9 protein-coding genes and 1 pseudogene are annotated in these 11,873 nt (G+C 66.6%); 8 read left to right on the top strand and 2 right to left on the bottom strand.

Going from position 1 to position 11,873, the window contains the following annotated elements; genetic code table 11:
- The first annotated feature begins 54 nt into the window (after window positions 1-54).
- From AC1EJR_RS01850 to AC1EJR_RS01825, 6 genes are all read left to right on the top strand, one after another.
- On the top strand, window positions 55-1,668 hold the full coding sequence (locus AC1EJR_RS01850; RefSeq protein WP_477146851.1) for a rhodanese-like domain-containing protein: 1,614 nt from the start codon (window positions 55-57) through the stop codon (window positions 1,666-1,668).
- Between the two features lie 70 nt (window positions 1,669-1,738).
- Window positions 1,739-2,740, top strand: a complete 1,002-nt coding sequence (locus AC1EJR_RS01845; RefSeq protein ID WP_477146850.1) for a Bug family tripartite tricarboxylate transporter substrate binding protein — start codon at window positions 1,739-1,741, stop codon at window positions 2,738-2,740.
- A gap of 80 nt (window positions 2,741-2,820) precedes the next feature.
- Window positions 2,821-4,044: a cystathionine beta-lyase gene (gene metC, locus AC1EJR_RS01840; RefSeq protein ID WP_092293601.1), complete on the top strand. Its 1,224-nt coding sequence runs from the start codon at window positions 2,821-2,823 to the stop codon at window positions 4,042-4,044.
- Window positions 4,028-5,053 (top strand): M14 family metallopeptidase, encoded by a 1,026-nt coding sequence (locus AC1EJR_RS01835; protein WP_477146849.1) that lies wholly within the window; start codon window positions 4,028-4,030, stop codon window positions 5,051-5,053. Before metC ends, AC1EJR_RS01835 begins: the two co-directional genes overlap by 17 nt.
- Before the next feature lie 58 nt (window positions 5,054-5,111).
- Window positions 5,112-6,080, top strand: a complete 969-nt coding sequence (locus tag AC1EJR_RS01830) for a Bug family tripartite tricarboxylate transporter substrate binding protein (protein ID WP_441591329.1) — start codon at window positions 5,112-5,114, stop codon at window positions 6,078-6,080.
- 4 nt (window positions 6,081-6,084) lie between these two features.
- A complete protein-coding gene (locus tag AC1EJR_RS01825) occupies window positions 6,085-8,331 on the top strand; it encodes a molybdopterin-dependent oxidoreductase (protein ID WP_477113592.1) in 2,247 nt (748 codons plus the stop codon).
- Window positions 8,332-8,398: 67 nt separating this feature from the next.
- Here AC1EJR_RS01825 and AC1EJR_RS01820 read toward each other — a convergent pair.
- Both AC1EJR_RS01820 and AC1EJR_RS01815 read right to left on the bottom strand, forming a co-directional pair.
- Window positions 8,399-8,611: pseudogene (locus tag AC1EJR_RS01820) on the bottom strand (cupin domain-containing protein); the annotation flags it as partial.
- A gap of 132 nt (window positions 8,612-8,743) precedes the next feature.
- On the bottom strand, window positions 8,744-9,727 hold the full coding sequence (locus tag AC1EJR_RS01815; RefSeq protein ID WP_477113591.1) for a LacI family DNA-binding transcriptional regulator: 984 nt from the start codon (window positions 9,725-9,727) through the stop codon (window positions 8,744-8,746).
- A gap of 185 nt (window positions 9,728-9,912) precedes the next feature.
- Between AC1EJR_RS01815 and AC1EJR_RS01810 the strand changes: the two genes are divergently transcribed.
- Both AC1EJR_RS01810 and AC1EJR_RS01805 read left to right on the top strand, forming a co-directional pair.
- On the top strand, window positions 9,913-10,791 hold the full coding sequence (locus AC1EJR_RS01810) for an isocitrate lyase/PEP mutase family protein (RefSeq protein ID WP_477113590.1): 879 nt from the start codon (window positions 9,913-9,915) through the stop codon (window positions 10,789-10,791).
- Window positions 10,792-10,817: 26 nt separating this feature from the next.
- A complete protein-coding gene (locus tag AC1EJR_RS01805) occupies window positions 10,818-11,792 on the top strand; it encodes a Bug family tripartite tricarboxylate transporter substrate binding protein (protein WP_477146848.1) in 975 nt (324 codons plus the stop codon).
- The last annotated feature ends 81 nt before the right edge of the window (window positions 11,793-11,873 follow it).

Here is an 11,873-nt window from a genome sequence, read left to right as displayed (position 1 = left end):
CACGCCGAATTTTCCTCTCTGCGGAGAGGACGGCCCCCTATCGCCCGGAATTTCATGAGCCATCCACACCACACCGCTATCGACGCCGCCACCCTGAAAGGCTGGCTGCACGATGCCGACGAAATCGCGCTGTTCGACGTGCGAGAGCACGGCCAATACGGCGAAGGCCATCCGTTCTACGCCGTGCCGCTGCCATTCAGCCGCCTGGAACTCGATGTCGGGCGACTGGCGCCGCGCACTGACGCGCGCATCGTGCTGGCCGACAATGGTGACGGCGTGGCGCAAGCCGCCGCCAGTGCGCTGGCGCGGCTCGGCTACACGGCGCTGTTCGTGCTCGACGGCGGCATGCCGGCATGGCAGGCCGCCGGCTACACCCTCTTCGCCGGGGTCAACCTGCCTTCGAAGACGTTCGGCGAACTGGCCGAGCATCACTACGGCACGCCGCGCGTCTCGGCGGCCGAGCTTGCCGCGATGCAGGCCGGCCCGAACGCCCCGGTTGTGCTCGATGGCCGCCCGATCAGCGAATTCCGCAAGATGAACATCCCGGGCGCCATCTGCTGCCCCAATGGCGAGCTGGCCTATCGCCTGCGCGATCTGGTGCCCGATCCCGCCACGCCGATCGTCATCAATTGCGCGGGACGCACGCGCAGCATCATCGGCGCACAGTCGCTGATCAACGTCGGTGTCAGCAACCCGGTCTACGCGCTCGAAAACGGCACGCAGGGCTGGTATCTGAACGACTTCACGCTCGAACACGGCGGCACGGCCCGGTATCCGGACAACGCCACCCCGCGCGACCTCGACGCCGCGCGCCATGCCGCACAGTMGCTGGCCGCGCGCTTCAACGTGCCGCACATCGCTGCGGCGCAGGCCATCGGCTGGCTGGCGGACCGGTCGCGCACCACCTACCTGTGCGACGTGCGCACAGCCGAGGAATTCGCTGCGCAGACCCTGCCCGGCGCGCAGCACACGCCGGGCGGCCAGCTGATGCAGGCCACCGACCAGTACGTCGGCGTACGCCGGGCGCGGTTGGTGCTGTTCGATGCGGAAGGCGTCCGTGCGACGGTGGTGGCGAGCTGGCTGCGCCAGATGGGCCACGACGCCGTGGTCCTCGATGGCGGGCTGCAGGCCGGGCTGGCGGCCGGCGTCAAGGCCGCGCAAGGGCCCACGCATGGAGCGATCTCGCCGGAGGCCGTCAGCGTTGCGGCACTGGCCGCCGGTCTCGTGGACCGGTCGATGCTGGCCATCGATCTGCGCGGCAGCATGAGCTTCCGCGCCGGCCATATCGCCGGGAGCCAGTGGACCACGCGCGCGCGGCTCGCGCATGACCTGCATGGCGTGCCGCACGACACCACACTGGTGCTCGTCGGTGATGCCGATGGCGACGATCCGGCCGACATCGCCGTGCGCGACCTCCATGCGCTCGGCTATCCCGATGTGCGGCGCCTGCAAGGCGGCCTGCACGCATGGCGCGCCGCTGGCCTGCCGACCCATCAGGGCGCCGACACGCTGCCCGATGCGCGCTGCATCKACTACCTGTTCTTCGTCCACGACCGCCACGACGGCAACAAGGCCGCCGCGCGCCAGTACCTGGCGTGGGAAACCGGCCTGATCGCGCAGCTGGACGCGCAGGAACTGGCCACATTCCACTTCCCGCCCATCGCCTGATTTCATCTCACCCCTGCACCGCCGCCCTAAACCTGCCATATAAGAACGAGGTCGCCCCATGTCACGCCCGATGTCATCCCGTCTTTCGCAGTACCTGGTTGCAGCACTCGCCGTCACCGCCGCTGCCACGACGAGCCTTGCGTCGGCACAGCAGCCGCTGGCCCCGGTGAATGGCTTCCCGACGCAGCCGCTGCGCATCGTGTCGCCCTTCCCTGCCGGCGGTGGCAACGACGCCGTTTCGCGCGTGGTGGCCACGCGCCTGTCGCAGGTGCTGGGCCAGAGCGCCGTCATCGACAACCGTGGCGGCGCAGGGGGCAACATCGGCACGCGCTATGCGGCGGAATCGAAGGCGGACGGCTATACGGTGCTGACCTCGCAAGTGTCGATCATGGCGGTGAACCCGACGCTCTATCGCTCGCCGGGCTTCGACCCCGTCAAGCAGTTCATCCCGGTCACGCAGATCAACGCGGCACCGCTGGCTATCGTGGTATCGGCCAACGCCCMGTGGAAGACCTTCGAGGAGCTGGCCACCCAGGCCAAGGCGCAGCCACAGAAGATMACTTACGCCACGCCCGGCAACGGCACGCTGTCGCATCTGGTGGGCGTGGTGCTGGACAAGGACAGCAACGTGTCGCTGCAGCATGTGCCGTACAAGGGCGCGGGGCCGGCCATCAACGACCTGCTTGGCGGACAGGTGGATGTGCTGATCACGTCGACCTCCTCGGTGGCGGGCTTCATCCAGACCGGCCGCATGCGGGCATTGGCCGTCACCAGCCCGCGCCGTCTCGGGGTATTCACCAAGGTGCCGACGCTTGAAGACCTGGGCTATCGCAATGCACGATTCGAGGACTGGTACGGCTTCTTCGTGCCGGCCGGCACGTCGCCGGAACGCGTGGCGCTGCTGAATCGCGCCATCGTGCAGGTGCTGCAGATGCCGGACGTGGTGAAGACAATCAACGAAGGCGGCAGCGACGTGGTGGGCAACACGCCGGAGGCCTTCGCGGCGCAGTTGAAGCTGGACATCTCGCGCTGGTCGCAGATCGTCAAGCTCTCCGGCGCGCACGTCGACTGACCCCCGATCCGGCATTAGCACAACAGGGCACGGTCCTTGCGACGTCCCGTACAACCATGAGCCATCCCCCCAGGCCAACCATGACACCATCGCTTCCTACCCGCCTTGCCCATGCCGGACGCACATATGCCGTGCAAGGCGGCCAGCCCGTGAACCCGCCGGTGGTGCGCGCCAGCACCGTCCTGTTCGATTCCGTGGCGCAGCAACGCGAAATGCGTGCGCGCCGCGATACCGAGCGGCTGTTCACCTACGGCGCGCGCGGCAATCCGACGAACTTCGCGCTGGAAGACATGGTGACCATGCTCGAGGGCGGCTATCGCACGCGGCTGTTTCCCTCGGGGCTGGCCGCTGCCGCGATGACCATCCTCGCCTACGTGCGGCCGGGACAACATGTGTTGCTGCCCGATTGCGTCTACGAGCCCGTGCGCAACCTGGCCAACGGCTTCCTCCGCCAGCACGGCATCGCCACTGATTTCTATGCGGCGGATGGGTCCGATCTCGACGCGAAGCTGCGGCCCGAAACGCGACTGGTCTATGTGGAAGCGCCCGGCTCGCTGGTCTATGAGATGTGCGACCTGCCGGCACTGGCCGCCCGTGCCCACGCCCATGGGGCGCTGGTTGCGGCGGACAACACCTGGGGTTCTGGCCTGCTGTACCGGCCGCTGGAACTCGGCGCCGATATCTCGCTGATGGCGGCCACCAAATATCTCGGCGGCCATTCCGACGTGATGATGGGCACCGTCTGCACCACCGAGGCGGCGTGGCCGGAACTGGCGACGATGGCCGATGCGTTCGGCATCACGGTGAGCCCGGACGACGCGTATCTGGTGCAACGCGGCATCCGCACGCTCGGCGCCCGTCTGGCACAGCATCAGCAGAGTGCCCTCGCAGTGGCCCACTGGCTGCTCGATCGCCCCGAAGTGGCCGACGTCTTCTGCCCTGCCCTGCCGCACGATCCCAACCATGCCCTCTGGCAACGCGACTGCCACGGCACCAACGGCCTGCTGTCGTTCACGTTGCGCTCGCAGGCACCGGTGGCGCCGGAGCGGTTTGTCGACAGTCTCAAGCTGTTCGGCATCGGCGCCTCGTGGGGCGGCTTCGAGAGCCTGGCCGTGCTGGCCGACATGCGCCGCGCGCGCAGCGTCACGGACTGGGCCGCCCATGGCACCGTGATCCGCCTGCACATCGGCCTGGAAGGCGTGCCCGACCTGCTGGCCGACCTCGACCAGGCCTTCGCCGCGATTGCCGATATAGCCGATCTACCCCTCACACATCAGGAGTCTTCCCATGCCCATCATCGGTGACTGGCTGCGCCAGCAATCCGGCCCGGCCCGCACCAGCGGGCAACTTCCCGTTGGCTCGATGGCCTCGGGGATGTCCGTCACGCTGCCCTATGTCGCGGTGCGCGGCGCACAACCGGGCCGCACGCTATGGCTGCACGGCCAGGTGCATGGCGACGAAATCAACGGCATGGTGGCCGCACTGCGCTTCGCGCGCAGCCTCGATCCCGCCACCCTGCGCGGCAATGTCGTGGTGACGCCCACGGGCAATCCGCAAGCGCTGGACGCGCGCCGCAAGCGCAATCCCTACGACGAACTCGATCTCGACCAGACATATCCGGGTAACGCCGGTGGACTCGTCTCGGAACGTCTCGCCCATGCCCTGATGAGCGAAATCCGTGGCGTGGCGGACGTGCTGATCAACCTCCATACGATGAACCCGCTGTTCGACGCGCGGCCCTACACGGTCTACAAGGTGCACCCGGACAGCCGCGTCACCGAGGCCGATGTACTGGCCGCAATGGCGCCGTTTCATCCGCATGTTGCCTGCCAGCAGGACGTCGGCGGCAAGGGCGAACTTCCCGGCAATATCGCTGGCGCGCTCGACTATCAGTGCCTGGCCGCCGGCGTCTGCGCGTTCATGCTCGAACTGGGCAGCGGCAGCCGCTTCGAGGCCGACAACATCGCAGTGGCGGAAACCGGCTTCCACACACTGGCCGTGCAGATGGGCATCCTCGATGCCACGCCGGACAGACCGGCCAAGCCGGCTGCCACCAGCCTGCGACGCGTCAAGCGGCGCGGCTGGATCACGGCCGACGAAGGGGGTCTGTTCCTTCCGGCTGCGCGCGCGGGCGATCTGGTCGCGGAAGGCGCATCGATTGGCGACACGCTGAAGCTCGACGCGTCGCTCACACCCGTGAAGCCGCTATCACGCGATKGCGTGCTGATCGGCCTGCGTAGCGATCCCGTCGTCCATACCGGCGAGCGCCTGGCGTTCGTGGCCTGGGAATGGGACACGGTGTCGATTTCCTGACTTGCAGCGTCCCGCCATGCGGCGAAGTGAAGTTTTACTGGTTGACCGGAGTTTGATCATGTTTGCACGCGCGTTGCGCCTTCTCGTTCCCTTCCTTGCCGTCACCGCGCCGCTCGCCGCCCATGCGGCCTGGCCCGATGCATCGAAGCCAATCCGCGTAGTGGTGGGCTTCCCGCCGGGCGGCGGCGCCGATGCGCTCGCGCGCGCCATTGCGCCCGCGCTGTCGGAGCACCTCAAAGCCAATGTCATCATCGACAACCGTCCCGGCGCGGGCGGACTGATCGCCACGGATCTGGTCGCGAAGTCCGCGCCGGACGGCTATACGCTGTACGTCGCCACGCCGGGCTCGTTCACGATCTGGCCGAACCTGCGCAAGCTGAACTACGACCCGCAGAAGGACTTCGCACCGATCAGCGTGCTGGTCACGATGCCCAACGTGCTGGTCACAGGCGCCGATGCGCCCTACAAGGACGTACACGGCATGCTCGCGGCCCTGCGCAGCGCCAATGGCAAGTTCTCGTACGCGTCGGGTGGCAACGGCACCATCGGCCAGATCGCGGCCGAGCAGTTCAAGATGCTGACGGGGCTGCAGATGCAGCATGTGCCGTACAAGGGCACCACGCCCGCGCTGACCGATGTGATGGGTGGCATCGTGCCGATCACGTTCTCGGATCCCTCGGCAAAGCCGCTGATCGCCTCGGGAAAGCTGCGTGCGCTGGCCGTGACCACCGCCACGCGCTCGCCGCAGTTCCCCGGCGTGCCGACCGTCGCGGAATCGGGCGTTCCCGGTTATGACGTCACCAACTGGTACGGGCTGGTGGCGCCCGCCGGCACGCCGGCCGAGGTCATCGCGCAGTTGAACAAGGCACTCGTGAAAGTGATGGCCGATCCGGACATCCGACAGCGTCTGGCGGTTTCCGGCATGGACGCCACGTCGGACACGCCGCAGCAGTTCGCCAAGCTGCTGAATACGGAGCGCGCCAAATGGGGCGACCTGATCCGCAAGGCTGGCATCCAGGGCGATTGAGACCGTGACGATTCGCCGCTACCCGCAACTGGCGCATTGGGGCGCCTTCACGGCAGTCGTGGAAGACGGCCGGTTGATCCGCTGCGAGCCATTCGCGGCGGATCCCAACCCCTCGCCGTTGCTCGAATCGATCGCGCCGATGGTCTACTCGCCCACCCGCATTCGCACGCCGATGGTGCGGCGCGGCTGGCTCGACAAGCGCGAGGCTGCCGATGGCCACGCACGCGGACGCGATGATTTCGTCGAAGTGTCGTGGGATGTGGCGCTCGATCTCGTCGCCAGCGAGATTACGCGGGTCCGCGACGCCCATGGTCCGTCCGGCGTGTTCGGTGGATCGTACGGCTGGTCGTCGGCAGGCCGGCTGCACCATGCGCGTTCACTGATCCGCCGGTTTCATTTCAGCGGCGGCGGCTGTGTCGATCAGGTCGGCAACTACAGCTGGGGCACGGCGCAGTTCCTGTTGCCGCATGTGATTGGCACTGACCGCCCGCTGACCGGCCGCGTGACCGCATGGCCCAGCCTGATCGCGAACACCGAGATCTTCATCGCCTTTGGCGGGTTGGCGCTCAAGAATGGCCAGGTCTCATCCGGCGGCGCGGCCGAGCACACGCAGGAAGGCTGGCTGCGCAAGCTGGCTGCCAGTGGCGCCACGGTCATCAACATCAGCCCCACCCGCGACGACTGCCCCGACTTTCTTGGCGCCGAATGGATTCCGATTCGCCCGAACACCGATGTTGCGCTGATGCTCGCGCTGGCCTACGAGTTGCGCCGCGCCGATGCGCACGACACGGCGTTCCTGCAGACGCACTGCAGCGGCTGGGCTGAACTCGAAGGCTATCTGCTCGGACACAGCGACGGCTCGCCAAAGACACCGGCCTGGGCCGCTGCCATCACTGGCATTCGCGCGGAGCGCATCGAACAACTGGCGACGCAGCTCGCGGGCAAGCGTAGCTACATCACCTGCAGCTTTGCCGTGCAACGCCAGCACCGCGGCGAGCAGCCGTACTGGATGGCCATTGCGCTGGCGGCCATGCTCGGCCAGATCGGCCTGCCCGGCGGCGGCTTCGGCTTCGGCCATGGGTCCATGAACGGCGTCGGCAATCCGCGCGTGGCCACACCGGGGCCGGAGATGCCGGTCGGGCGCAACCCGGCCCAGCTGGACATTCCCTGCGCGCGGCTCTCGGACATGCTGCTCCATCCGGGCACCCCCTATCGCTTCCGCGGCGACACCCGCCACTATCCCGATGTGAAGCTGATTCACTGGGCCGGCGGCAATCCGTTTCATCATCACCAGCAGCTGTCGCGGCTGCGTGAGGCGTGGGCGCGGCCACAGACCGTCATCGTCCAGGACATCTGCTGGACTGCCACGGCGCGCCATGCGGACATCGTGCTGCCCGTCACCACGGCGCTCGAGCGCAACGACATTGGCGGATCGTCGCGCGATCGATACGTGCTGGCGATGCATCAGGCCATTGCGCCGCTGCATCAGGCGCGCAGCGATCTCGACATCTTTACCGATCTGTCGGACCGACTGGGGTACCGCGAAGCCTTCACCGAGAACCGCGACGAGAAGGGTTGGCTCGCCGCCATCTACGCGCGATGCCGGGACGCCCAAGCGCAGGCCGGCATCGAACTCCCGGCATTCGAGCAGTTCTGGCGCACCGGCTACGTCGCGCTGCCGCCGCCGACGGAGGACTTCGTGCTGTTCGACGATTTCCGTCACGACCCCGCCGCGCATCCCTTGCGCACGCCGAGCGGCCGCATCGAACTCGCCAGCCCGACCCTCGGGACCCTGTCGGACGATTGCGGCACACATCCGAACTGGCAACCGCCCGTGGAATGGCTTGGCGCCCCGGCGGCCGACACGTATCCGCTGCATCTCGTTTCCGTCCAGCCCGCCGATCGGCTGCACAGCCAGCTCGATCCTGCGCCGCTGGCGCAAGCCGGGAAGATTGCGGGGGCGGAGCGGATTACGCTCCATCCCGGGGATGCGGCGGCGCGCGGATTGCATCCCGGCATGCGGGTGCGCGTGCACAACGCGCGGGGCGCGCTTTCCGCCGGACTGGCGATCAGCGACGGCGTCACGCGCGGCGTGGCCGTGATGGCCACCGGCGCCTGGTACGACCCCGATCCGGATGGCGTGGACCGCGCCGGCGCCGCAAATACCCTCACGCTGGACATCGGCACATCAGACCTGACGCAGGGACCCAATGCCATGAGCTGCCTGGTGGAGGTGTCGCGGGATAGCTGAAGCGGCGGCGCCTCGTCAGTCCTGGATACTTCGTTGCCGTCGGCATTCCAGGCCCCCAGTTGTCGTTGACCGTCAGTTCCTTGTCGGCCGAGTCGACGACGAACACAGCCAGCAGCTTCGCGGGCTTTGTCTTGCTTGCATTGCGGCTTACCGGATGACGTGAACCCGGCGTCTCGAAGAAGCTCTCCCCCGCCTTGTACACACGTTCCGGCTCGTCATTCACCTTGCTCGCAATGCTGCCCGAGACGACATATGCATAGATGAACGACGACTTGGCGTGGCGCAAGGCCGGTCGCCGCACAGGCGCGTTCGGTCGAGACGGCCTGGACGAGCCCTTGATCGTGGCGGCGCTGGACGCGCTGACCAGGGTGTGGGGCTAGCATCGGCGCACTGTTGCGGGATGCATTTCGCATCATGTGCTGCCGCGCGGCACGACCTCGAAGCCCAGGTCTTCCGTCATCGGTTGCGCGCGCTCGTCCTCCTGCCGGGACACGATCAGCTCCGCGCTACGGACGCCGATGCGATAACGAGGAAAACGCACCGTTGTGATGGGCGGCACCATTTGTTGCATGAGGTCGTTGTCGTCCGACCCCGCGATGGCAATATCCCCCGGCACGCGCAAACCTCGGCGCGTGCACTCGAGGATGGCGCCGGCCGCAAGCACGTCACCGGCCAGGAACAGGGCCTGTACCGAGGTGTCCCGGCGCATAAGTTCCGCTAGTGCATGGCTGCCGTTTTCCAGGCCCTCGCCCACTTCCAGCACCATCGCCGGATCGATCTCGATGCCCGCCGCGCGCAGTCCGTCGAAAAAGCCGTCGCGCCGCTCGCGCAAACGCTCGTTATCGCTGATGGGAAGACTGGCAAATCCAAACCTGCGATATCCCCGCGATAGCAGATGGTTCGCCATGGCCCGCCCCGCTTCCCGATTCGAGTAACTGACGGCCATATCGATCGGCTGCGTCGTCAGGTTGCCGGTTTCCACGCAGGGCACGCCGGCATCCTGGAGCAGGTGGCGGGCCGCTTCCGTATGCGTGGTGTTGTGCAGGATGAGGCCACATGGCCGCTGGGACAGGTAGGCCGAGATCAACGTTTCCTCGCGCTCCAGCGAATACCCGCTGTCCGAAATCATCAGGTGCAGGCCGTGGCGCTGCAGGACATCGGAGATGCCCTGGATCGTCTCCGCATACAGCGCGTTCCTGAGGCTGGGGACGATCAAGCCGACCAGGCTGGTGCGCCGCGAAGCCAGGCTGCCGGCCACGCGATTGGGTACATAACGCACCGCGCGGATGACGGACTGCACCTGCTCGAGGGTCTCGGGCTTCACGAGGTGCGGCGCGCTGAGGACACGCGAGACGGTCATCGGCGAGACGCCGGCCAGGCGTGCCACCTCCTTCATGGAGAGTTGCCCCGTCGGCTGGGGCTGCGTTGGGTCAACTGGGGCGGACATTGAGATAGTGGACGTTAGACCGCTTGCGGCTTTCGCAGTGTAGCAGCAAGGTTTATCGGGAAATCACTTATATGGTAGCGCTACCAACTCTTCCTATGATAGCGCTACCATTCCCTATACCACCGGAGCTTTCCATGAGTCGCAACCAGCGCTTCCGAGCCTTGTTCCAGGCCGGCGACCCCTTTGTCTGCATGGGTGCCTACGACGCGCTTACCGCGAAACTGGCCGAAGCGGCCGGCGCCAAGGCATTGTTTGTCAGCGGCTTCGTCGCGTGTGGCGTCGAGGCTGGCGAACCGGATATGGGGGCGCTGTCCCAGCGCGACATGTTCGAGCACATCCGCCGTGTTTGCCGTGCCACCACCCTCCCCGTCTTTGCCGACGCCGACACCGGTTATGGCGGCATGCTCGATGTGCAGCGCACCATCCGGCTCTGGGAGGAGGCCGGCGCCTCTTGCCTGCACCTGGAAGACCAGTCGCTCCCGAAGAAATGTGGCCACTTCGCGGGCAAACAGCTCATCAGCCGTCACGAGATGGTGCAGAAGCTGCGCGCCATGGTCGATGCACGGCAGGATCCCGATTTCTTCATCGTCGGGCGGACCGACGCCATCGCGGTCAATGGCCTGGATGACGCCATCGCGCGCCTGATCGCCTATGCGGAGGCCGGGGCAGACGGACTCTATGCCGATGCGGTCGAAAGCACGGAGCAAATGCGGGAGATCAGCCGCCAGCTCAAGCCGCTTGGCAAGCCGCTGTTGTTCAACATGGTCACGTCGGGCAAGAGCCCTCGTCTCACGCTGAAACAGATTGGGGAACTCGGCTTCGGGTTCGCACTGTGTCCCGTCGAGCCGCTGCTGGCGATGCACAAGGCCGTGAAGGACATGATGGAAACGTTCCTGCGCAGCGGCGGCGACGTGAGCGCCATCGCCCACATGCTCACGCCATTCGAGGAATACAACGATTTTGTTGGCTTGCACGAGGCAATCGCGCAAGAAGCTCGCTACACCGAGGGCTAAAGCCCCATCGACCGAGGAGACAATGTATGAAGAATGCCCTGATGCCAGCCGTGCTCGCGGGCGCGATGCTCGTCAACTTTGCTCCCGGCGTTGCGGCCCAGGAGTGGCAACCCACGAAGCCCATCCGGATGGTGATTCCGTCCACCCCCGGCGGTGGCACAGACTTTATCGGACGCACCCTCAGCGCCAGGCTATCCGAAGTCCCTGGGTGGCGGGTGGTGCCCGAAAACCGCCCGGGCGCGGCCGGCACCCTTGGGTTGGCCGAGGCCGCGCGCGCGCAGCCGGACGGATATGAGCTGGTCATTGGCCAKACCGCCAACGTCGCGCTGGCGCCCTGGTTGATGAAGCTGACGTTCGACCCGGTAAAAGACCTGACGCCGATCGCCTTTGCCGTGGAAGCGCCGATGGTGCTGCTCGTCAACGCTTCGTCGCCGTACAAGACCTGGGCCGAGCTTGCGACTGCCGCGAAAGCAAGCGGCAAGCCAGTTTCCTTCGCGACATCCGGCACCGGCAGCGTAGCGCACGTGGCCGGGGTGATGTTGCAGAACACGGCGGGCATCAAGCTTCAGCACGTGCCGTACAAGGGCTCGTCACCCGCCATTGCCGACCTGATGGGCGGGCATGTCGACCTCGCGGGAACGTCGGTGGCATCGGCCATCAGCCTTGTCCAGTCCGGCAAGGTGCGCGCGCTCGCCGTGACATCGCAGAAACGCAGCCAGGTCCTGCCAAACGTGCCGGCGCTGGCCGAACTCGGCTACCCGAATTTCCATCAGGTCGAGTGGTACGGCGTGTTCGCGCCACCAAACCTGCCGCCGGCGATTGCGGAACGCCTCAACAAGGAGATCAACAGGGTGCTGCAGGACCCGGACGTGCGCAACACCATTGTGGTCCAGGGCCAGGAACCGCGAACGGAAACCCGCGCGGCATTCGGCGCGTTGGTGCGGAACGACAGTACGAAAGCGAAGGAGATCGTCTCGCAAGCCGGCATCAAACTCGAATGAACACGGCACTGCCGTGGCCGCGCCCGGGCTTGGATCCGTTCATCGTGATGAACGGCGCAGGTAACACTACGAGCGGCCGTC

The sequence above is a fragment of the Cupriavidus sp. 05T42 genome (assembly GCF_056396345.1).
This window is presented reverse-complemented; position numbering and strand designations above follow the sequence as displayed.